This window comes from Chryseobacterium indologenes (assembly GCF_001295265.1).
GTDB classification, from domain to species: domain Bacteria; phylum Bacteroidota; class Bacteroidia; order Flavobacteriales; family Weeksellaceae; genus Chryseobacterium; species Chryseobacterium indologenes_A.
The window spans coordinates 880,069-901,191 of sequence record NZ_LJOD01000001.1 but is presented as its reverse complement, the minus strand read 5'-3'; the positions used below and the strand labels follow the sequence as shown (position 1 = coordinate 901,191).

22 protein-coding genes and 1 riboswitch are annotated in these 21,123 nt (G+C 38.5%); of the genes, 12 read left to right on the top strand and 10 right to left on the bottom strand.

Annotated elements, in window-relative coordinates:
* Nucleotides 1-65: 65 nt before the first annotated feature.
* The 7 genes from AOB46_RS04075 to AOB46_RS04045 form a co-directional block, all read right to left on the bottom strand.
* The gene (locus tag AOB46_RS04075; RefSeq protein WP_062696746.1) at nt 66-368 is read right to left on the bottom strand and encodes a barstar family protein; all 303 of its coding nucleotides are present in this window, start codon (nt 366-368) and stop codon (nt 66-68) included.
* Nucleotides 365-886 carry a matrixin family metalloprotease gene (locus AOB46_RS04070; RefSeq protein ID WP_117590554.1) on the bottom strand — a complete coding sequence of 174 codons (522 nt, stop codon included), beginning with the start codon at nt 884-886 and terminating at the stop codon, nt 365-367. The genes AOB46_RS04075 and AOB46_RS04070 overlap by 4 nt, the downstream gene beginning before the upstream one ends.
* A gap of 82 nt (nt 887-968) precedes the next feature.
* Nucleotides 969-1,472 (bottom strand): ribonuclease domain-containing protein, encoded by a 504-nt coding sequence (locus AOB46_RS04065; protein WP_062696744.1) that lies wholly within the window; start codon nt 1,470-1,472, stop codon nt 969-971.
* Nucleotides 1,473-1,505: 33 nt separating this feature from the next.
* On the bottom strand, nt 1,506-2,300 hold the full coding sequence (nadE, locus tag AOB46_RS04060; RefSeq protein WP_062696743.1) for an NAD(+) synthase: 795 nt from the start codon (nt 2,298-2,300) through the stop codon (nt 1,506-1,508).
* A 15-nt stretch (nt 2,301-2,315) separates the two neighbouring features.
* A complete protein-coding gene (locus AOB46_RS04055) occupies nt 2,316-2,852 on the bottom strand; it encodes a GNAT family N-acetyltransferase (RefSeq protein ID WP_062696742.1) in 537 nt (178 codons plus the stop codon).
* A 3-nt stretch (nt 2,853-2,855) separates the two neighbouring features.
* Nucleotides 2,856-3,380, bottom strand: a complete 525-nt coding sequence (locus AOB46_RS04050; protein ID WP_062696741.1) for a GNAT family N-acetyltransferase — start codon at nt 3,378-3,380, stop codon at nt 2,856-2,858.
* A complete protein-coding gene (locus tag AOB46_RS04045; RefSeq protein WP_062696740.1) occupies nt 3,377-3,838 on the bottom strand; it encodes a hypothetical protein in 462 nt (153 codons plus the stop codon). Before AOB46_RS04045 ends, AOB46_RS04050 begins: the two co-directional genes overlap by 4 nt.
* Before the next feature lie 55 nt (nt 3,839-3,893).
* Here AOB46_RS04045 and AOB46_RS04040 point away from each other — a divergent pair, with 55 nt between their 5' ends.
* From AOB46_RS04040 to AOB46_RS03985, 12 genes are all read left to right on the top strand, one after another.
* Entirely contained in the window at nt 3,894-4,871 is a 978-nt protein-coding gene (locus tag AOB46_RS04040) for a gliding motility protein GldB (protein WP_082377007.1), read from the top strand.
* A 136-nt stretch (nt 4,872-5,007) separates the two neighbouring features.
* Nucleotides 5,008-5,910: an ABC transporter ATP-binding protein gene (locus AOB46_RS04035; protein WP_062696739.1), complete on the top strand. Its 903-nt coding sequence runs from the start codon at nt 5,008-5,010 to the stop codon at nt 5,908-5,910.
* A gap of 6 nt (nt 5,911-5,916) precedes the next feature.
* Nucleotides 5,917-8,118 carry a thioredoxin-like domain-containing protein gene (locus AOB46_RS04030; protein WP_062696738.1) on the top strand — a complete coding sequence of 734 codons (2,202 nt, stop codon included), beginning with the start codon at nt 5,917-5,919 and terminating at the stop codon, nt 8,116-8,118.
* A gap of 25 nt (nt 8,119-8,143) precedes the next feature.
* Nucleotides 8,144-8,470, top strand: a complete 327-nt coding sequence (gene gldC, locus AOB46_RS04025) for a gliding motility protein GldC (protein ID WP_062696737.1) — start codon at nt 8,144-8,146, stop codon at nt 8,468-8,470.
* A gap of 111 nt (nt 8,471-8,581) precedes the next feature.
* On the top strand, nt 8,582-9,721 hold the full coding sequence (locus tag AOB46_RS04020) for a cystathionine gamma-synthase (RefSeq protein WP_062696736.1): 1,140 nt from the start codon (nt 8,582-8,584) through the stop codon (nt 9,719-9,721).
* A 78-nt stretch (nt 9,722-9,799) separates the two neighbouring features.
* Nucleotides 9,800-10,255 carry a GNAT family N-acetyltransferase gene (locus AOB46_RS04015; protein ID WP_062696735.1) on the top strand — a complete coding sequence of 152 codons (456 nt, stop codon included), beginning with the start codon at nt 9,800-9,802 and terminating at the stop codon, nt 10,253-10,255.
* Between the two features lie 73 nt (nt 10,256-10,328).
* Nucleotides 10,329-10,832 carry a DinB family protein gene (locus AOB46_RS04010; protein ID WP_062696734.1) on the top strand — a complete coding sequence of 168 codons (504 nt, stop codon included), beginning with the start codon at nt 10,329-10,331 and terminating at the stop codon, nt 10,830-10,832.
* Nucleotides 10,833-11,006: 174 nt separating this feature from the next.
* Entirely contained in the window at nt 11,007-11,555 is a 549-nt protein-coding gene (locus tag AOB46_RS04005) for an L-threonylcarbamoyladenylate synthase (RefSeq protein WP_062696733.1), read from the top strand.
* Between the two features lie 105 nt (nt 11,556-11,660).
* Complete coding sequence (locus AOB46_RS04000; RefSeq protein ID WP_062696732.1) at nt 11,661-12,005, top strand: nuclear transport factor 2 family protein; 345 nt, start codon at nt 11,661-11,663, stop codon at nt 12,003-12,005.
* Nucleotides 12,006-12,051: 46 nt separating this feature from the next.
* Entirely contained in the window at nt 12,052-13,473 is a 1,422-nt protein-coding gene (locus tag AOB46_RS03995) for a CCA tRNA nucleotidyltransferase (RefSeq protein WP_062696731.1), read from the top strand.
* Between the two features lie 131 nt (nt 13,474-13,604).
* Nucleotides 13,605-14,642 carry a hypothetical protein gene (locus AOB46_RS03990; protein WP_062696730.1) on the top strand — a complete coding sequence of 346 codons (1,038 nt, stop codon included), beginning with the start codon at nt 13,605-13,607 and terminating at the stop codon, nt 14,640-14,642.
* On the top strand, nt 14,602-16,947 hold the full coding sequence (locus AOB46_RS03985) for a hypothetical protein (protein WP_062696729.1): 2,346 nt from the start codon (nt 14,602-14,604) through the stop codon (nt 16,945-16,947). The genes AOB46_RS03990 and AOB46_RS03985 overlap by 41 nt, the downstream gene beginning before the upstream one ends.
* A 90-nt stretch (nt 16,948-17,037) precedes the next feature.
* Here the strand turns inward: AOB46_RS03985 and AOB46_RS03980 are convergent, their stop codons facing one another.
* The 3 genes from AOB46_RS03980 to AOB46_RS03970 all read right to left on the bottom strand — a co-directional run bounded on the left by AOB46_RS03980 (nt 17,038) and on the right by AOB46_RS03970 (nt 21,029).
* Nucleotides 17,038-18,084, bottom strand: a complete 1,047-nt coding sequence (locus AOB46_RS03980) for a YncE family protein (RefSeq protein ID WP_062696728.1) — start codon at nt 18,082-18,084, stop codon at nt 17,038-17,040.
* Nucleotides 18,085-18,099: 15 nt separating this feature from the next.
* Entirely contained in the window at nt 18,100-19,941 is a 1,842-nt protein-coding gene (locus tag AOB46_RS03975) for a TonB-dependent receptor plug domain-containing protein (RefSeq protein ID WP_062696727.1), read from the bottom strand.
* A 31-nt stretch (nt 19,942-19,972) separates the two neighbouring features.
* A riboswitch (cobalamin riboswitch) is annotated at nt 19,973-20,151 on the bottom strand.
* Between the two features lie 395 nt (nt 20,152-20,546).
* Nucleotides 20,547-21,029 (bottom strand): cytidine deaminase, encoded by a 483-nt coding sequence (locus AOB46_RS03970; RefSeq protein WP_062696726.1) that lies wholly within the window; start codon nt 21,027-21,029, stop codon nt 20,547-20,549.
* Nucleotides 21,030-21,123 lie beyond the last annotated feature (94 nt).

The following is a 21,123-nucleotide window of genomic DNA, read 5'->3' as shown; positions in this document are numbered from 1 at the left end:
CTTTTACCTGTACGATTTTGTAAAATACTGACTGATACTTCAATTTTTTCTATTTAAATTCCGGTTTATTCTTCATCCTCTGCCTCATCATCTTCATATTGCTCCAGATAATAGCTGAAACTGAAATCTTCCACTTCATCCTCGGCATCTTCCAGAGTAGTAAGAAGGTCTTCAAAGATCTCAAGCTGATCTACAGTCATATTCACAAATTCGATGTGGAGCGGCATTTCCAGATCTCCGGTAATAACGTCAGACAAGGCATCAAGATTATCTCCGAAATATTCCGGAAGTGTAATCTTTTCTTTGAGTTGGGCATAAAAATCCTCGTAATCTCCGATGTCTGTAAAATCTATATATATTGTCTTCATATTGAATTGAATTTCCAGTTTTTATGGATTAAAAAAGTTTTGCACGAAGAGCAGAAATCCGTTTCCTCATCAGTGGGATTTCCTCCTTCTGCATCTCTCATGAAGCAGCTTTTTTCAGGGCAGTGCTTCAGTCCCTGGGTGTGACCGAGTTCGTGAATGGCTATTTTAAAGAACTGTTCGTCTGCATTCTTTTTATTCAGCCTGAATTTTGAGGCAATACAGGCCTTTCCCGGTCTGTAGCCAAGTCCCATAATGCCGTAATCCTTTATTTTTCCTTTGGTAACACTGATGTCTTTAGTTGTCAGGCCAATTGTTACAAACCCTTCCTTTGTCCGGGTGTTTAGAAATTTAATGGCAGAATCGGCTCTGTAGCGGTTCCTTTCTTTATAATAAGCATTTTCAGGAAAATCGATGGGATCCAGAACCTTGATATTAGGATAAACCTTTCTGATTCCTTCCGTAGCAATAGCTGTTTCCTGTGGGCTTATGTCTCTGAAGGGCTGTATCAGAATAGTCATGGGCTGTTCATCTGTTTTGGACAGAGGTGTTTTTTCCGAACATGAAACTGTCAGGAATAACCATAGAGGCAAGCCGTAAATCTTACTGCTTCTCAAAACTTTTATAATGGTTTTTGGTAAGATAAACATCACCGTTTTTTGTAAAGATAATCCTGTCTGCATTCCGGTTTCCACAGCGATAATTCACATCTGCTTCGTAATATTTTTCACCTTCCGGCAGTTTTCTTTCACGGTTGCCGAATGTGTCACCACCAATGGCTTTTCCGGGAAGCACATCACAGAGATTTCCTTTGGATGGATTCCAGCCCTGCTGTCGGGCTTCATTTTTAGTAATATAATACTCCGGCAGCCTGTGATTTTGTTTCACATAGCTGATGACTGTTTTCGCTTCTGTAAGCTGGTCAATGGAAAGCTGTGCCGTTGAATTTCCTGCATTATACTGGTCTTCTGCTGCACTTCCGTAGTTTACCGTTTCAGTTTTATTTTCTTTCCTGTCTTCTATGAAGTTCTTATAAATATACATTACAGACATTCCGAAAAGAAGCCCGAGACACATGAATAATACCGCTCTTATTTTACTGTTCATAATATGGTAATGCAACAATATATGGGTAATAAATTAACTGTTTCTCCATTCCTCCGGGATGTCACACACCGGAATGGGATCAATTTTATGTCTTGCCGCCTTATGCATCCTGTCGAAGATTAAAAACACTTCCTTGTCGCGTCCTTCATAATCGTCAGCAGTTTTCGTTCCATACTCTTTCTGGATCTTTTCCAGTTCAGGATAAGTAGCACCAATCTGCTGTTCATCAGTTCGGTCTACATCCCAAAGTCCGTCCGTAGGAATCGCTTCCTGAATGTTTTTAACCAGATTAAGGGCTTTGGCCAATGCATAGACTTCTGTTTTATAAAGATCAGCAATAGGAGATACATCTACACCGCCGTCGCCATATTTAGTATAAAACCCGATTCCGAAATCTTCCACTTTATTTCCTGTTCCGCATACCAGAAGCCCGTTCAGCTGCCCATAATAGTACAGAGTAAGCATTCTCAGCCGGGATCTTGTATTGGCGAAAGCAAGCTTTTCATTAGGATACAGGTCATCCTTTACATCGAAGGTTTTATAAAGCTCTTCAAAAGCAGGCGTAAGATTTACAGACATAGCTTCTACATTCGGAAATCTTGATTTAAGGTCGTTCATATGTTCCCATGCACGGTCTATCTGATCCGTTTTCTGACGTATCGGCATTTCAATCAGAAGGGTTTTCAATCCTGTCATAGCTGCCAGTGTAGATACTACTCCGGAATCAACACCACCGGAAACACCTATTACATATCCGTTTACTTTTGCTTTTACGGCATAATCTTTCAGCCAGTTTACAATATGCTCTATTACTTTTTGTGTCTGCATTCTATGTATTATTTTTTAGTCTATTCCAAATTCCTTAGGGTATTTTACTACACCTGTTACATTTTTTAGTCCGTCTTTAACCAGCTCTATGGCCATTCCATTTTCTTCAGGAACGTCAAACGGAAAAGAAATTCCAAAATTACTGGTTTTTTCGTAACCAAACTTAGGATAATAATCTTCATGTCCGATGAGAATAACAGATTGGTACCCCAATTCTCTGGCAGCAAGGTGTCCGGAAAGAATAAGCTGTCCTCCGATGCCTTGGTTCTGGAATTCAGGTTTTACCGAAACAGGAGCCAGCGCCAGTGAATCAAAAGATTCGTGGTTATTTTCTATTTTTATTCTGGTCAGTAAAATGTGTCCCGCAATTACCCCGTCTTCATTTTCAGCAACCAGGGATAGTTCCGGGATAAAAGCTTCTGATTTTCTTAATCGCTCAACAAGAAAGTGTTCACGGTGGTCGCTGTGCTCCATAGCACGGAAAGCTTCTTCTGTAAGCTCAAAAACTCTTTTATAGTCTTTTTCCTCTTCCTGCCTTATCTTCAGCGTCATATTTTACATATATTTTTCACGTTTTAATTCATACCAGTTACAGATCCCGTCAGGTTCTGTGAATTCTCCTGTTTTTTCAAAGCCTAATTTTCTCAGAATATGATTGGATGCTGCATTTCCTGAGTGAGCGTGTGCATAGATAATTTCTGCCTTTATCTCATTAAATCCCATATCCAGAGAGGCTTTTGCAGCTTCTACGGCATAACCTTTTCCCCATGCTTCGGGTAGAAAACGATAGCCGAGATCCAGAACATTGCAGTAGCTGTTAATAGGTTCGGTAAGCAATTTAAGGCCGCTCCAGCCAATCAGTAATCCGGATTCTTTTTCAATCACGGCCAGTCTTCCGGTGCCGTTTTCAGTGTATTGGTTTCTGATGAACCTGATGACATCTACCGTTTCGCTCATTTCCGTAAGTACCGGTACACCTATATATTTCATAACTTCCGGGTTGGAGTCCAGCAGGAACATCCGTTCTGCGTCAGTCTCTTCCAGGGGTCTTAAGATCAGTCGTTGGGTTTCTATTTTCATGGTATTGTTATATCTATTGTTTTTAATTGATTTAAAGATAAAGTTAATTGATCAATTTTTGAAGCTTCTTTTAGCAAAATATTCTCCAGAAGGTTATTGTCAGGGTATAATGAAGTTAGTTTTTTATTGAATGAAGATAGTTTGCATCCTGTGCATGAAAACAGCTCCAGAGATTCCAGACCGCTTATGGAAATAGCAGGAATTGGATTTTCGTCCAGAACAATCATTTTGGCGTTCTTAAAAAAAGACAGATCATCTGTTGACGTGATATTCTGGACCAGAAACAGATGGGGCACTTTATCGGCTTCCGCTTGTTCCGGTGATCCGTTTTTGTTCAGATCAAAATTTCCCAGTACTGCTTTTTCAAGATTGGGATTCTTAAAATGAAGTTTTTGACTGTTATAAAAAGAAAATCCAGAAATAATCAGGCTGAAGGTTGCAAATATTTTAAAATTCATCACCAATTGTCTTTTTAATCCTTATTTTTGTGTCCTTAAATTTCATGTAAAAATAATGAAGATTTTCAGATTTATTGCGCTTTCTTCTATTTTAATTCTGGCATTGGATTCCTGTAAGAAAGATCCCGAGAAGCTGTGGAAAGTAGAAATAAAAGAAACTGCTGAGAAAGTAGAGATCACGGATATCTCCAAAGAATTTTATGATGCTAAAATTCCGCTGGACCAGTTTAAAACCAGATTTCCATGGTTTCAGGGGACCGTTTCCGATGCTGATTTTGAGAAGAGAAGGGCAGATGCAGAAGAAATAAAAATCTATAAAGAGGCTGCCGGAAAAATAGATCAGACAAAGCTTCAGAAAGAACTTCAGGGATTGTTTTCTCACATCAGATACTATTTCCCGAAATTCAAAAATCCAAAGGTATATTTGTTTTCCTCCGCATTACAGATGGCGCAGGATCCTATTATCTATGATGCAGACGGAAATCAGCTGTTCATTGATATTACAGGCTTTATGGGAGATGGAAATGCCAATTATAAAGGATTGGAGCTGTATTTCCAGAAATCGATGAATCTGCAGAATATCGTTCCTAAAGTTTCACAGATCTTTGCTGAAAATATTGTAACAGAATCTCCGGATCACCAGAAATTCATAGATCAGGTAATACTGAACGGCAAAATAATGATGCTTCAGGATGCTTTCCTTCCCGATACTCCTGATTATCTGAAAATGAATTACACCCAGAAACAGTACGAGTGGGCCGTTGCCAACGAAGCCAATATCTGGAATTACTTCGTGGAAGGAAACCTGATCTTCGGAGATGATCCGAGATTGGTTGAACGTTTTATAACCCCGGGGCCATTTTCTAAGTTTTATACGGAAATTGATAATGTTTCTTCCCCACAAATCGGAATATTTACCGGATGGCAGATCTGTAAAGCTTACTTTAAGCAGAAACCGGAAACCAAACTGGTTGACTTTTTAAAGCTGGATGCTACAAAAATATTCAACGAATCAGGATATAAGCCTAAATAAAATTATTCTAATACAAGATTTAAAGCTTCCAAAACTACTCTGGAGGCTTTTTTTAATGCGATTTTTTTAAAAACATACTACTTTGTATTGCATAATACCGTTTTAGTTGTATTTTTGTTGCAAACGAATTACACCCATGGAAAACATAATACAGATTCAAAATCTGAGTTTTGAATTCTCTAAACAGAAACCGGTGCTTAAAAATATCAACCTTTCAGTTCCGAAAGGAAGCATTTTTGGCTTTTTGGGAGCCAACGGAGCCGGTAAATCCACCACCATGAAAATGCTGATCGGAAGCATTCCTGATGAAAACGCAGCAATCACAATCTTTAATCAGAAATTATCAGAGCTTTATCCTGAAGGATTCAATAAAATAGGCAGTCTGATTGATACAGCGGCTTTTTATGACCATCTCTCAGGATGGGAAAACCTTCTTGTGATCTCCAGACTGAGAGACCTGCCGGAAGCTGAATGTGAAAGAGTGCTCCGTCTTGTAGACCTCTGGGACAGCCGGAATATGAAAATGAAACGCTATTCTCTGGGAATGAAACAGAGACTTTCCATCGCCATGACCCTGTTAGGAAAACCTGAACTTCTCATCCTTGATGAACCGGTAAACGGACTGGACCCCAACGGAATGCTGGAAATGCGGGAACTTCTCATCAAACTGAATAGAGAAGAAGGAGTAACCATTTTTATTTCAAGCCACCTACTTCAGGAGATTGAAAAAATGATCACCCATCTTGCCATTATTTCACATGGTGAAATACGCTTTACAGGAAGTATTCAGGATCTTAATGAACTCTACCGGTATGATCATATCAGAATAGGACTGAATAACGCATCAAAGTTCATCAGTGAAATTCCGGAAAAGTATTCCCCTCAGAAAATTGATGAAAGTACCATAGAAATAACAGCCGGATCAAAAGAGCATATTGCTGCGCTTGTCAGAACGCTGGTTCAGAACGGTGCCGAAATTTTTGAAATTAAAAACAGTGCAGGCCTTGAGGACTGGTTCATGGAAATAACTAAAAACTAATAACAGATGAAGAAATTAATAACTGCCATCAATATCGAATGGCTGAAAACAAAAGGGCTGGGACTTACTTATATTGCCATCATCTTAGGAGGACTGATTCCCTTACTGGGGTTCATTCCCGGATTTTTTGAGTCTGAATTTGTAGTGGAAGGAGAACTTCCGTATTCTGTTTTTGAAGATGCCATAACCGGGGATGCCATTAAATCCTTTACCTTTTTTATATTGCTTGTATTTGTGATCATTGCAGCCAACAGAATAGCCCAGACAGATCATAAAAACAACGGCTGGCAGCTGATGGAAACCCAGCCGGTGAGCAGATTCCAGCTTTATTTTGCAAAATATATCGTGCTGGTTCTGATGAGTTTAATCTGTATTCTCTCATATTTTGGCTTTAGCATTATCATGTCAACCCTGGATTATTATATCCATCCGAACCCTGCCAAGCTATTGCATCTGGACTGGATATGGATGATCAAAACCATGATCAGGGTATTTATAACGATTTTAGGGGTTGCAGCATTACAGCTTTGTGTGTCGGTGATATTTCCGGGATTTATCTGGTCATTTCTGATCGGCTGTCTGGGACTGGCTTCCAATATTGCTTCACTGGTACAGAAACAGTCTTTTTTCTTTAATCCTTACAGCTCTTTGTATATCTTCTCAAAATCTGTGGAAGTAAGGGAACTGAACAGTTTTATTTCCTATTCGGAATATCTGAGCCTTTTCTGGATGATTGTCTTTCTTACACTAGGCTATTTTTGGTACAGCAGAAAAGGATTCAGAAATGCCTTTCTTAAAAATAAAAAGAAAATTATTGTTTCAACTGTATTTCTGACCATTACTGGAGGGTTTCTGTATGCTTTCCAGAAACCAAAAGCTTATCAAAGCGGAGAAAAAGGAGTAGTCATGAGGGGAAAGCTCCAGACAGATCTGAAAATAGATTCCATACGTATCTATTCTAAAGATTTCCATAAAAAAATAGTGGCCGTGCCAGTGAAGAACAATGTTTTCAATTGGACAACTTCACAGGAACTTCCATTAGACGAATATATCCTGGAGATCGGAAATAAAAGAATGAATATTTTCATGGGAAGCGGAGACTGGTTTGATTTTGATATCAGGCTCAACAGTACCAAAATGGTATCTTATGTTAATTCTAACAGAAAAGCAGATCAGAAGTATCAGAATACAGAAAACTCTTTCGGGTATGAATTCGGTTACTCTCTGGAGAAGCAGAACTATAATAATGACCCTGAAAAGTTTTATGAACTGGCCGAATCTGACTGGAAAGAGAACAAAAGAATTCTGGATGTGTTTGCCGATCCTGAAAATAATGCCCTTTCGGATGATTATAAAACCTACAGAAAACAGCTGATGGCTATTGAATATCTCAATGAAATCAATAACTACAGGAAAATGACCTCCTGGAACGATCCTAAGTTTGCCCCTCCGAAACCTTTCCTTGATGAGCTGAACAGCAATATTCAGAAGCCGGGCCCGCTTTTAAGCAAAAATGATAATTATCTTCAGTATAAACTGGATATGATGCTCACCGATGCCGATCAGGTTTCCAATGCAGACAGTATTCTCTTTGTGAAAATAGACCGTCTCCCCGCAGGCATTTCAAAAGACCAGCTTTTATCAAAGCACCTGTCAAAGAACATTGAGCTGCAGTCTGACAGTCTGGCAAGAAACAGGCTTTTTGCTGCTGAGATCAATAAAATACAAAATCCGGATTATAAACAGTTGCTTTATTCAAAACTTGATGAAATCAACAGATCGCAGAAAGGAGCCGTATTTCCTGATCTTGTTCTGGAAAATGATAAAGGCAAAACCCAGAACCTTTCCAAGTATAAAGGAAAGTATGTGGTAATCGACTTTTGGGCTACATGGTGCGGGCCATGCAAGCAGATCCGTCCGGTATTTGAAACCAGAAGCCACCAGTACAGATATGCTGATAACATCCAGTTTATTTCCATCAGTCTTGATGATGACAAATCCAAATGGGTGAATTACCTTAAAACCAAAAAATCCAACAACCCGCAGTTCTGGCTTACCAATGCTGAAAAATTTACGAATCAGTATAAAATTCAGTCTATTCCAAGATTTATCATCGTAGATCCGGAAGGAAAGATTTTTAATTTTAATACCCCTTTTCCTGACGAAGATAATTTCGTAGAAATTTTAGATAAGCTAAAGAAGTATTAACTTTGCGGAAAAATTTTAGATTGATATGAGAAAAACTCAGATTACGATAGATGTAGAGCTGGATGAAAACCACATTCCTGAAAATATTACGTGGAACGCTCAGGATGGCGGGGTAGAAAAGGAAGAAACCAAAGCAACCATGATTTCCGTATGGGATGATAAGGCGATGGAAGCTTTAAGAATCGATCTTTGGACAAAAGAAATGCCGGTAGACCAGATGAAGATGTTTATTCACCAGATCTTAGTCTCTTTGGGAAATACCTATCAGAGAGCAACAGGTGAGGAGGATGTTGCCCAATGGATTGAGCAGATGGCAGAAGAATTCGCGGTAAAATCAGCGATCAAAATGTAAAACAGTTTGAAAAAGGGTTGATTTTGATAGAATAATTACAATTCAGAATGCAGATCCGTTTCTGCTTCATTTTCAAATTAACGCATTTTCAAATTTTCAAATTATATACATATGAATTTTAATACAAAAGTAATTCACGGAGGGCAGCATCACGAGTCTGCTACAGGTTCAGTAAACGTACCTGTATTTTTAACCTCTACCTTTGCACAGAAAAGCCCGGGGGTACATTCCGGATATGAATATTCAAGAGCAGCCAATCCTACAAGACAGGCTTTGGAAGACTCTCTGGCAAGCATTGAAAACGGAGCGAGAGGTCTTGCTTTCGGATCCGGTCTTGCAGCTATAGACTGTGTTCTAAAACTGTTAAACCCCGGTGATGAAGTGATTGCTGTAGATGATCTTTATGGTGGAACTTACAGGATGTTTACAAGACTTTTCGAGAAATACCAGCTGAAATTCACGTTTGTGAATTTTGACGATGTTTCTAAAATTGCTGATGTTATTACCGATAAAACAAAGCTGATCTGGGTGGAAACACCTACCAATCCGCTGATGAAGTTAGTAGATATCAAAGCGGTTGTTGACATGGCAAAAGGAAAAGATATTCTGGTTGCTGTTGACAATACTTTCGCTACTCCTTATATTCAGAGACCTATTGATTTAGGAGCAGACATTGTAATGCATTCCGCTACAAAATACCTGGGAGGGCATTCAGATGTAATCGCCGGAGCACTTATTGCCAAAGATGCTGAACTGGGAGAAAAACTTCACTTTATCCAGTTTGCAAGTGGAGGTATCTTAGGCCCTCACGATTCTTATCTGGTTTTAAGAGGAATCAAAACACTGGCATTAAGAATGCAGAGACATTCGGATAACGGACTTGCCGTAGCTAAATATCTGGAAACTCATCCTGCTGTGGATAAAGTAATCTATCCGGGACTGGAATCTCACCCTCAGTATGAGCTGGCGAAGTCACAGATGAAAGAATCCGGAGGTATGGTTTCTTTCACGTTCAAATCAGGTAAAAAAGAAGATGCCGTTAAATTCCTTGAAAAAGTAAGAGTGTTTACACTGGCTGAATCTTTGGGAGGAGTAGAATCCCTTGCCAATCACCCTGCTTTGATGACCCATGCTTCCATTCCGGCTGAAAAACGTGCAGAACTGGGTATCACAGATGACCTTGTTCGTTTAAGCGTAGGAATTGAAGATGCAGAGGATCTGATTGCAGATCTGGAAAAAGCATTTTCTTAAAATAAATATCAAAAAAGAGAGGGTCAGTTCGCTGAAACTCTCTTTTTGTATGAAAGACCAACCCTCACAGGATTAAATATGAAAAATACAAGAAAAGCCACGTCTGAAGATCTTGAACAGTTATCAGCACTGTTTGACCAATACAGGATTTTTTACCATAAAGAATCTGATATTCCTGCCGCAGAAAATTTCATAAAAGAAAGAATTCAGAACAACGATTCTGAAATTTTTGTCGCAGAAAATAGTGGGGTATTAACCGGATTTGTTCAGCTGTATCCTATATTTTCCTCTACAAGAATGCAGCGCTACTGGCTGTTGAATGATCTTTATGTGAATGAAAGCCACAGAGGAAAAGGCTATTCCAAAGAACTGATAGAAGCAGCCAAGGATTTGTGCAGGTCATCAAATGCCTGTGGAATGCTCCTTGAAACCGGAAAATCAAACGATGCAGGAAACCGGCTTTATCCATCCTGCGGTTTCAAAATATATGATACTGTGAATTTCTACGAATGGACCAATACCATAGGTGAGTAATAGGTAATGAGTAATGATGTTAGCCTGTAACTTAACTTAAAATGCTTTTAATGAACATAATAAAAAACAAAATATGACAGATTTTCAAAAATACGTTCAAAGATATTTGGATCAGATTCCGGCAGAAGACTGGCTGGAAGCATTAAAAAAATCAGGAGAGGAAACCATTGCACTGTATTCAGGCCTTACGGAAGAGCAGTCTCACTTTGCCTATGCCGAAGGAAAATGGTCCTTAAAAGAACTTTTACTGCACTTAACAGATAGCGAAAGAGTATTTCAATACAGAATACTGGCTTTTGCGAGAGGTGAAAAAGCTTCACTTCCGGGTTTTGATGAAGAATTATACGCCAATAATTCTTATGCGGATAAAAGAACCCTGAAATCCCTGCTGGAAGAATATGAACTGGTACGGAAATCCTCACAGATTATGATAGAAACCTTCGAACCATCTGTTTTAAAAAATACCGGTATTGCTAACGGAAACGAAGTTTCTGTAGAAACAATAGGAAAACTGGTTGTAGGACACAACTATCATCACCTGAATATTATCAAGGAAAGATATTTGCCGGCATTATAATCGGTATTGAAAATAAAGGAAATAATACATCTATTTTAAACGGGCGTCAGCCCGTTTAAACAAAAGATAACCATCCAAAGCAAAAACAATATTCCAAGCCAATTTTCCAAATTAAATTTGGCCTGAAACCCACAGATTCTCTACCTTTATCCTCGGTTTGAATTTTACAGAATTATGGAACATATCATTGAAATACTAAAATCCGGCGGAACAATTCTTTATCCTACAGATACCATTTGGGGAATTGGCTGTGATGCAACCAATATAGAAGCCGTTAACAAAATTTTTGACATTAAAAAACGGGAGAAAAACAAGTCCATGATTATCCTGGTAGAATCTGAAAAGAGACTTCAGGATCTGGTAGATGTTCCGGAAATGGCCTGGGAAATTATTGACCTGAGTGAAAAACCGGTAACCATTGTTTATGAGAACCCGAGGGGATTGCCGAAAGAACTGCTCGCGGAAGATGGCAGCATTGGGATCAGGCTGGTAAAAAATGAATTCTGTAAAAAACTGATTACAAAACTGAATAAGCCTTTGGTATCAACTTCAGCCAATTTCAGCGGAGATAAGAGCCCTTTGAAATTTTCGGATATTTCACCGGAGATTATCAGCCTGGTGGACTATGCGGTAGAAGAGGATCGTGAGAAAGTTTCAAAATACTCAGGATCTTCTGTAATCAAGATCTGGAATGATAACAGGATAAAAGTGTTACGGGAATAAACTGGCACAAAATAATGAAGGTTTTAAAGTCTTGCCAATACGCATTGGCAGGATTTCTTTTTTTAATTCTATCTTTGCAGAACTTCAACTGATAAATATTGCACCATGAACCACCAAAGATTTGCAGAAGAATGGATATGCGCCTGGAATTCCCACGACCTGGATCATATTTTATCCCATTATGCTGAAGATATTGAGATCAGTACACCAATGATTGCCATGGCTACCGGCGGAAAGGAAAGTACACTGAAAGGAAAAGAAGCGGTTCGTGAATACTGGAAAAAAGCACTGGAAAAATTTCCGGAACTTCATTTTGAGCTCATTCAGTCTACAGCGGGTGTTAATTCAGTAGCTTTGTTTTACAAGTCTGTTATGGATAAATATGCAGTTGAAGTCATGTTTTTTAATGAAGAAGAAAAAATTAACAAAATGTATGCTCATTATAACTAGCAGGGCGAAAGCTGAGGTAGAATAGGTATGAGCTATTGTATAAACGATGAAAATTAATCTTACCCAAAATAAAAATTTAAAATTATTCAAAATAATTTCTGATGCTGCGGAAAAAAATAACCAGTCGGTGTACATCGTCGGGGGATATGTCCGTGATCTTTTAATGAAAAGAAAAGCATCTACCGATATTGATTTTGTAACAGAGCAAAACGGTATTGAGCTGGCACAGACGGTTGCCCGGGATCTTGACCCCAAATTAAAGGTTTCCGTTTTCAAAACCTACGGGACAGCCATGATCAAATACAAAGATCTTGAGCTGGAATTTGTAGGAGCCCGTAAAGAAAGTTACACCGAAAACAGCCGTAAACCGGAAGTGGAAGGAGGAACGCTTGAAGATGACCAGAAAAGAAGGGATTTTACCATCAATGCCATGGCAATTTCTTTAAACAAAGATAACTTCGGTGAATTGGTAGATCCTTTTGACGGGATTGGTGATCTGGAAAGAGAAACCTTAAGAACACCTCTGGAACCTGCCCAAACCTACTCAGATGATCCTTTGAGGATGATGAGAGCAATACGTTTTGCCTCTACTCTGAATTTTAAAGTTGAGGAAAACTCCTTAGAAGCCATAAAACAGGAAGCCGAAAGAATCAAAATTGTTTCCATGGAGAGGATTATGGTGGAATTCAATAAGATCATGATGTCTGAAAAGCCGTCTGTAGGACTAAGATTAATGGAACAGACAGGCCTCTTAAAGCTTATCATCCCTGAACTTATTGAACTGAAAGGAGTAGAAGAGGTGGAAGGTCAGACGCACAAAGACAATTTTTATCATACCCTGGAAGTTGTAGACAATATCTCTGAAAATACAGATAATCTCTGGTTGCGCTGGTCGGCACTTCTGCATGATATTGGAAAAGCACCTACGAAAAAATTTGTAGAAGGAACAGGATGGACCTTTCACGGGCACGAATTTTTAGGCTCGAAAATGGTGAAAACTCTTTTCCAAAGGCTGAAGCTGCCATTAGGAAGCGATATGAAATATGTTCAGAAAATGGTTAAGCTTTCATCCCGCCCTATTGCACTGATTACGGATGATGCCTCAGATTCTGCATTAAGAAGACTGCTGTTTGATGCCGGAGAAAATCTGGAAGACCTTTTCACCCTTTGCAAAGCCGATATCACTACCAAAAACTCTAAAAAGCAGGAGAGGTTCAAAAGAAACTTTGAATATGTGGCAGTTAAGATCAGGGAAGTGGAAGAAAAAGATCAGGTAAGAAACTTCCAGCCACCGATTACCGGAGAGGAGATCATGAAAATGTTTGATCTTAAACCCGGCCGTGAAATAGGTATTCTTAAAGAAAAAGTAAAAGAAGCCATTCTGGAAGGTGAAATCCCTAACAATAAAGAAGAAGCTGAAAAATTTGTCATTGCTGAAGCCGAAAAACTGGGACTTCAGATCAGTTGAAAATAAATTCCTAAAAAACCGTAATTTTTTATCAATAATAGATTGAAATGATACACTTTTGAATGGGTTTTGTAATTACATTTGTAAAACATTTCTATTCAACAGTGTATCATTTTTAAAACAATCTACAGGTGAAAAATACGTTCCTGCTCCTTATCCTGGTTCTTGGTCTTCTTTCTTGTGAAAACAAGGTAGAGTCTGTTGAAAAAGCTTTCTACTATTGGAAATCAGACGGGTATTCCTTTTCTGAAAAAGAAAAAGAAATTCTGAAAAATCATGAGATCAAAAAGCTGTATGTGAAATTCTTTGAAGTAGATTACAGTGAAGCAATGGGAAACTTTCCGGTTTCCAAAACCAATTTTAGTTACTATTCCTGTTGCAATGGAGAAAAAGCCGGCTACAGTATTATTCCGGTGGTCTATATTAAGAATATTGTTTTTCAGAAAAGCAGTGAAAAGGAACTGGATCAGTTGGCAGATAATGTCAACTATCTTGTTGATAAATATGCACGGGAAAAAATAGATTCACTGCAGGTTTCAGAAATTCAGATCGATTGTGACTGGACAGAATCTACGAAGAATAACTATTTCTATTTCCTTAAAAAACTGAAGCCGGTTTCCAAAAAGCAGATTTCTGCCACCCTTCGGCTTTATCCATACAAATACCCCGGTAAAATGGGCATTCCTCCGGTAGACAAAGTAACCCTGATGTGTTATAACCTCATCAATCCGTTTGAAGACAAGTCAAAGAACTCGATTCTTGATCTGAAAGAACTGGAAAGCTATCTGCGCAGTTCCAAAAAATATCCTCTGCACCTGGACATTGCCCTGCCTGTATATTCCTGGATGCAGATCTATCAGAACAACCGTTTTACAGGAATTATATACAACGGAAATCAGCTTAAAAAAAGCCTGAAAACCATAAAGCCAATGTGGTATGAAGTAACTAAGGATACCGCAGTGGATTACCAGACTTATCTGAGGGTCGGTGACAAAATAAAATATGAGGAAATAACCGCAGATAAGATCAATCAGGCTATAGACCTGATTAAAAAGCACGTAAAATTCGATAAGAATATCACCGTAACCTTGTTCCATTTAGACGAAAACCAGTTAAACAACTACACCGATGAAGAAATTAGCCGTTTTTATAGCCGTTTTGCTAAGTAGCATCATTACGGCCTGTGGATATTACCCTTATGGTGAGGATGTGAGGTTTTCCTTTTTAAATCCGAAGAATTTCTCTTACCGGAACTATGCCTCGTTTTATTATTCGGCATTAAGCTTTACTGCAGAACCGGAAATGGGAGCAGACAACCGTGATAATGAAGAACTCTGGAAAAAATACTGCGGAAATAAAGTATCCCTGGAAGATATAGAAGATGTTCTTAATAATTACAGCTATTCTGATATCCGGCCGGACAGGAAGAATGGCTTCCTGAAATATCTTTATAAACAAAAAAACACCGAAGCCCTGAATTATCTGAAGTTCGCCAAAAACTGTGAATATTTCAATACCTGGCAGGATGATCCATGGGAAAGGAATGACAGTATTGCCAGAATAAAGAGAAAAGATCTGATTGAAAAAGCGGTGTCCTTTGCCAGAAGCAGCCGGAATATGGAAATCAGGAAAAGATACGCTTTCCTGGCAGTAAGACTGGCATTTTATCAGGGAGACATGAAAACCCTTAATCAAATTTACGATCAATATTTCTCTGTAGATAAAACAGATACGGTTATTGATGTCTGGGCTCTTTACTTTAAAGCAGTTTCAGAAGACAATCCGGGATTAAAGAACCTTTATCTTGCAAAAGTGTTTACGCTGTCTCCTGCAAAACGTTTTGTGGCATGGCAGCTTTTTGTTTCCAGACTTCCTCAGGAAGAAACTCTGAAATATGCGAAAAATAACGCTGAAAAATCGGCAGTTCTTCTCATGTACGGAATTTACAATCCGGAAAAAAATCTGGAGAACCTGAAAAAAATGTATGCTGTAGACGCCGGAGCTGAAGGCCTGAGTTTTCTGCTTCTAAGAGAAACCAGCAAATTGGAAGACTGGATTTATACCCCTTATTATTCCCTGTTTGAACCAGCTATACGACAAAATTACTTCACCAGCGATAATGATCCCGAAGAGGAGTCCATACAAAGAATTTTACAAAGAACTGAAACAGACCGCGAATATGCCGGAAAAGTTCTGGAATTTATCAAAGCTGCAGATTTTTCCAAAGTAGAAAACCCGGAATTCTGGAGATTTGTAAAAGCTGAACTCATGCTTATGACCCGAAATTACTCAGGCAGCCTTGAAGAAATTACGGGACTTGAAAAAATCCTTCCGGTAAACAGTGAAATACGGGAAAATCTGGAACTGATCAAAGCCCTGAACCTTTTTGCCCGACAGGAGCCCGGAAAAGCTATAATTCCGGAAGAAACAAAAAAGATCCTGCTCAGAAACAAATACAACATGTATTTTATTTTTGCTTTGGGCCGAGAACTGGAATATCTGGGAAATACCGATGATGCCGCCCTTTTATACGTTTCATTGGACACAAGACATCAGAACGACTACTCTTCTGTTTACTATAAATCTCTCAAAAACACTAAAAAGACGTTTACAGATTATTATGCAGATTATTTTGATTACTTTGATGCAGTGTATACCTCCCGACAGCTGAAGAGTTTCCTCAGCAAAGCAGAAACACTCCATAAAAGTGAAGATCCCTTTTACCGGGAATACCATCCCTTAAAGCAGTTTAAGGTTAATGAACTTTACGATCTGCTGGGAACCAAATACATTCGTGAAAATAAGCTTCAGCCTGCCCTTGCTGTTTTTCAGAAACTTGGTGAGGATTATTTTGACGGACAGGCTGTACTTTGGGAAAGAGAAAGAGAAGATAATAAGGTGGCCGGAAAAATATTTTCGGAAAATCCTTTCTATGAACTCAGATATACTCCTGATTTTATTGATAAAAAAGAAAAATTCAGACTTAATAAAATCAGCATTACCCGAAAGCTGATAGAATATATCGGCAGGGCAGAAAATACCAGTGAAAAAGACCGGGATTACTATTATTTTTTAGTGGCCAACTGCTATTACAATATGTCACAGTACGGAAATGCCTGGATGATGAAAAGATACAGCCTTAGCTCTTCCGGAAACTTTTCCATCCGTGAAGACAATGAAGAGTTCAATACCGCGGATCTTGCCAAATTTTATTACGGAAAAGCTCTTGAACATGCCAGAACAGAAAAGTTCAAAGCACTCTGCCTGAGAATGCAGGGCCGATGTGAAAATTATAAGCTGGATTTTAAGCAGGATGAAGCTGTAGATTATTTCTATGCTCCTGAAGGATATGAAGAAGAAAGGCTTCAGAACAATAGATATTACCAGGATCTGGCGAGTAATTACAGTGATCATTATTCCGATATGATGAGCAGCTGTGATTCCTTCGTTTCGTACTTTAAGGCAAGAAGATAAAAAATCCGGCCGCTTCGGAGAAGCGGCCGGAAAAAAAACACAAATGATGAAAAAAAATAAAATTTATAATACTACCGAAGTAGAATTTTTTTAGTTACGATATACTGCGTTAGAACCTAATCCACCCGTCAATGTCTTGATAATTGTTCCTGAAACAGCAGAATAAATAACGATTTTGCTTCCCGCTGTAAATCCATTGGAGTCGGAAGTGAAAATCTTATCATTGATAACACTGAACCCGTAAAGATCAGAATAAGGATCAACACTGCTGGCAACCGTAAATAAAGGTGAAGCAGGAGCCGTTGTAGCGTTCATATCCATTGCGTATACCTTAGTTCCTGAGCTGAAATAAAACTTACCGTTTGAAATCTCCAGGTTCTTTGCATCTGCAATACCTGTTAAAGTGGTGGTCTTTGTCACAGATCCGGTATTGGAGATCTGATAAATATACGAATCTGTTGCACTTGCAGCAATAGCATAAACATCCTGGTTGTTGGCAATCATCTTAGTAATATTTCCGTTAGGAAGTTCAATAACATCCTGAACCTCATTCGTGAAAGTATTGATATAAGTGATCTTATTTCCGTATCCGTAAGATGCATTCTGTACAAAAATCTTATTTCCTGCCTCCACAATTCTTTCCGCAGCACCGGCGGTAACAGGAATTTTTTTGATGAAAGCATTATCTGATATTCTATACACACTTACATATTTATCGCCTCCGTATTTATCATTGGTTACATAAATGCTGTTATTGGCAAAAGCCATATAACGGGGAGCAGTAAGTTCTGCTGTAATTTCAGTTTTAACTTTAAAATTACTACGGTTAACAATCTGGATTCTGTTGGAGTTATTTAACAGAAGATAGGCATTGTCTCCGTTGAAAGCAATGGTTTGAAGAACATCACCAAGCTTTATCCCGCCATTGCTGGAAGAGAAAATATTGTCCGTTTGTGTGTTAAGATCTGCGCTCAGAAATGTTACTTCTGCTGTTGGAGACTGAAATTTACCTTCATTAGCAATCAGAAAGCCGTTTCCGTAGAATGCTTCAGGCTCATCATTATCACTGCTACAGGAAGAAATACCCAAAAGCAGGGTTAAAGCAAAAAAAAGGGATAAAAGTTTGTGTAGTTTCATAATATTTTTCAGTTTTTAAAAGTTTATAGTTGCGTAAATACTGTAGTTTCTTTTAGGCATCGGATAATAGTATACCGTCTGATACACAGTATCAGTAAGATTATTGACTTTAACTCCTAACGTATATTTTTTCAGAAGTGTTGCGGAAACCCCGGCGTTGAGTATGAAATAAGGATCAAGTGACGTTGCTTTGCTTTCATCCGTGCTGGTGTAAGTCAGACCATTGAAAAGACCCTGTACATATACTTTAAGAAAATCATATTGATATTCGGCTGTTCCGTTAGCTTTGTGAAAAGGAACATACATCATCTGTTTCCGGGTTTCTTTATTTACCGATTTTGAATAGGTATAACCAGCATTCAGCTTTAGCCCGTGTCTGCCCCAATTTTTATGATATGAGGCCTGGGTTTCCAGACCGTAAGATTCAACCTTGTAGGTATTAAAAGCTCCCCAGTATCCGTAAGGAGTAGGCAGCCAGTTGATATAATCCTTAATATCCATATAATAAGGACTCAGGGTAACATTAAAATCACCAAAGATGAACTCATGGTTCATATCGATATTGATGGACGTTTCCGGTCTTAAATCACGGTTTCCGCCAGGCTGCCAGTAAAGATCATTAAATGAAGGAAATCTGAAGTTTTTAGAAAAACTTACCCCCGTATGATACCATGGTAAAGCATTCCATTTTCCTGAAAAAGAATACAGAAGCGGAGACGAAATATCCTCAATGAAATTCTGCTTTACTCCGGCTTCAAAACGAAGATCCTTTGTTGCAAAATATCTCACAAGTCCTGCAATAGCTCCTACATTACGACTGATGTTACCCAGTCCGGATTCATAACCTTCCCCTTTATTAACCTGGAACTCCCCAATCGCATTAATATTGATTTTAGGAGTGATAAAATAATTGAAATCGTTCTTGAATATATAATTTTTTCCTTCGGCACCGCTTGTTTTCGGGCGGGTAATATCTCCGAAATACTGAAAATTATCTTCCGTGTAAGCAGCTTTTAAACTATTGGAAAGATTCGTCGTATTAATATCCCAGGAAAGAAGACTTCTTAAAGTCTGGGCGTTGTATTTGGTCTTATTTCCGTTGGGCTCAAAAATAGGGTAGTGCTGGGATGCATCGAAGATCTGGTTCTGCCATGAAAGGGTCTGATGGTCTGCAATCTTATAAGAAGCCCCTATATTAAAGGCTGTATTATAATATTTCCCGTTGAGATTATTATAAGGAGAACTTCCCGTTACAAATTCAGGAACCTTATAATTATTTTCACTGATCACATAGCTGCCTGATGCTTTGAAGCTGAATTTTTCATTGCTGTAAGAAGCTTTGACAAAATTATTATAAGTCCCGAAAGAAGCAGCCTCCGAATATAAAGATGCCCCAAATCCCCTGTTGAATTCAAGGTTATTATTAAGGTGAATACTTCCCCCAATAGCAGAACTACCATACTGCACACTTCCTCCTCCTGCTTTTACTTCAAGCTGATCATAACCATAAAGCGGAATATTATTCACATCCCCCTGTCCTAAAAAAACAGAATTGATGTTGATTCCATTCCATACAAAAGCCGTATGTCCCGCACTTGTCCCTCTGAAAGAAGGCGAAGAAACAGCACCACGGCCATTCTCTTTCATATAAATCTGTGACTGGAACCGTAAAAGCTCGGAAAGACTGGTGGAATTTTTCTCAATATCTGTAGGAGTAATCGTATTCACATGATGAAACAGTTTGACTTTACTCATCTGGTTATCGAACACATAAATGGTATCAATGGCCTTCTCCTGTCCCAAAAGAAAGCTGCCATATGATGAACAAAGCAGTAATAAAGATCTTTTTATATCCATACTAATTTTACTTTTCCTCCGAAAGCAAGTGGTTTTTAGTTAGTATTCTGGCAGGTCTCCTGACTTTCGCGCTCTGCACCTTCCCATTATAAACAGTGGTTTTTTTGCAGAAACTCTCATTGCGATTTACAGTTGCGGGGACAGTTTGGGATTCTCACCCAATTCCCTATTATTTCCAATAGGCTGGAAACCAAAATTTTTGCAAAGATAAGTTTTTAAATGTATTAGACAACAGCACAGAAAGATGAAAAGATAATGGATATTGCTCTTATTGATTCGGTGAATTTTGTAAATTTTTTGTTGGTTTAGTGTGATGCTGCAAGGATTTTAATTATTATCGTGTTTTTAAGGTCTGATATTTTCAGCTGTTTTTATATTGTGGTCAATTATTTTAAGAGCTGATATTGCAGAAGGTTGCTCGGCAGCTTCGTAACTTTAAGATTAAAGCAACAAAATATTTTGTAGTTTAAAAGTTTTATTGCCACGGACACAGATATTTTATAAGTGAATTCGTGGCAAAAATAAAACAGTAAGAATATACCCCCGGTTCAGATTTTGAAATCTTTATTTATATTTATTAAATCCGTATCCAATTTCTTACCAGTTTACAAAAACGAAGAGTCAAAATAAAACGGAAGCAGATCTTTGATTGCTCGTACCTTAAAAACCTCTTCATTCATACTTGAAAAATAAAGGTCGATATTCTCGTTCTGTTTGGTTTCAAATTCTATTAGGCTCTGGCGGCAGGCCCCACACGGCGGGATCGGAGGATTCTTTTCGTGAAATTCCTTAGGACCGCCTACTACAAAGATCTTTTCTATTTTAACATTCGGAAAATTGGCGGCTACCCAGAAAAGAGTCGTTCTTTCTGCACATAATCCGGAAGGGAATGCTGCATTCTCCTGGTTATTGCCCGAGTAGATTTCTCCGTTTTCAAGAAGTACGGAACATCCTACCAGAAACTGGGAGTAAGGCGCGTAGGCATTTTCGCGGGCCTCCTTGGCTTTTTCGAATAATTTTTTCTCAATATCGTTCAGTTCACTGCTGTTTTTAAAATACTCGTAACTGATCTGTAGGTCTTTTTTCATATATTGTACGACTAAAAAAGGGGGGCTAAAATTAGTTCTTTTTCATCAGGTGGGCAATATTTTTTGTTCATTAGATCATTAACTTGAAATTCAA

What these genes read in the sequence shown, in the direction of transcription:
- AOB46_RS04065 (WP_062696744.1), bottom strand. Translation starts at nt 1,472, where the DNA reads ATGAACAGTAAAATAAGAGCGGTATTATTCATGTGTCTCGGGCTTCTT.
- AOB46_RS04010 (WP_062696734.1), top strand. Translation starts at nt 10,329, where the DNA reads ATGACAGATTTTCAAAAATACGTTCAAAGATATTTGGATCAGATTCCG.
- AOB46_RS04035 (WP_062696739.1), top strand. Translation starts at nt 5,008, where the DNA reads ATGGAAAACATAATACAGATTCAAAATCTGAGTTTTGAATTCTCTAAA.
- AOB46_RS04050 (WP_062696741.1), bottom strand. Translation starts at nt 3,380, where the DNA reads ATGAAAATAGAAACCCAACGACTGATCTTAAGACCCCTGGAAGAGACT.
- gldC (WP_062696737.1), top strand. Translation starts at nt 8,144, where the DNA reads ATGAGAAAAACTCAGATTACGATAGATGTAGAGCTGGATGAAAACCAC.
- AOB46_RS03985 (WP_062696729.1), top strand. Translation starts at nt 14,602, where the DNA reads ATGAAGAAATTAGCCGTTTTTATAGCCGTTTTGCTAAGTAGCATCATT.
- AOB46_RS04045 (WP_062696740.1), bottom strand. Translation starts at nt 3,838, where the DNA reads ATGAATTTTAAAATATTTGCAACCTTCAGCCTGATTATTTCTGGATTT.
- AOB46_RS04000 (WP_062696732.1), top strand. Translation starts at nt 11,661, where the DNA reads ATGAACCACCAAAGATTTGCAGAAGAATGGATATGCGCCTGGAATTCC.
- AOB46_RS03975 (WP_062696727.1), bottom strand. Translation starts at nt 19,941, where the DNA reads ATGGATATAAAAAGATCTTTATTACTGCTTTGTTCATCATATGGCAGC.
- AOB46_RS04030 (WP_062696738.1), top strand. Translation starts at nt 5,917, where the DNA reads ATGAAGAAATTAATAACTGCCATCAATATCGAATGGCTGAAAACAAAA.
- AOB46_RS04055 (WP_062696742.1), bottom strand. Translation starts at nt 2,852, where the DNA reads ATGACGCTGAAGATAAGGCAGGAAGAGGAAAAAGACTATAAAAGAGTT.
- AOB46_RS03980 (WP_062696728.1), bottom strand. Translation starts at nt 18,084, where the DNA reads ATGAAACTACACAAACTTTTATCCCTTTTTTTTGCTTTAACCCTGCTT.
- nadE (WP_062696743.1), bottom strand. Translation starts at nt 2,300, where the DNA reads ATGCAGACACAAAAAGTAATAGAGCATATTGTAAACTGGCTGAAAGAT.
- AOB46_RS04070 (WP_117590554.1), bottom strand. Translation starts at nt 886, where the DNA reads ATGACTATTCTGATACAGCCCTTCAGAGACATAAGCCCACAGGAAACA.
- AOB46_RS04075 (WP_062696746.1), bottom strand. Translation starts at nt 368, where the DNA reads ATGAAGACAATATATATAGATTTTACAGACATCGGAGATTACGAGGAT.
- AOB46_RS04015 (WP_062696735.1), top strand. Translation starts at nt 9,800, where the DNA reads ATGAAAAATACAAGAAAAGCCACGTCTGAAGATCTTGAACAGTTATCA.
- AOB46_RS03995 (WP_062696731.1), top strand. Translation starts at nt 12,052, where the DNA reads ATGAAAATTAATCTTACCCAAAATAAAAATTTAAAATTATTCAAAATA.
- AOB46_RS03970 (WP_062696726.1), bottom strand. Translation starts at nt 21,029, where the DNA reads ATGAAAAAAGACCTACAGATCAGTTACGAGTATTTTAAAAACAGCAGT.
- AOB46_RS04005 (WP_062696733.1), top strand. Translation starts at nt 11,007, where the DNA reads ATGGAACATATCATTGAAATACTAAAATCCGGCGGAACAATTCTTTAT.
- AOB46_RS04040 (WP_082377007.1), top strand. Translation starts at nt 3,894, where the DNA reads ATGAAGATTTTCAGATTTATTGCGCTTTCTTCTATTTTAATTCTGGCA.
- AOB46_RS04020 (WP_062696736.1), top strand. Translation starts at nt 8,582, where the DNA reads ATGAATTTTAATACAAAAGTAATTCACGGAGGGCAGCATCACGAGTCT.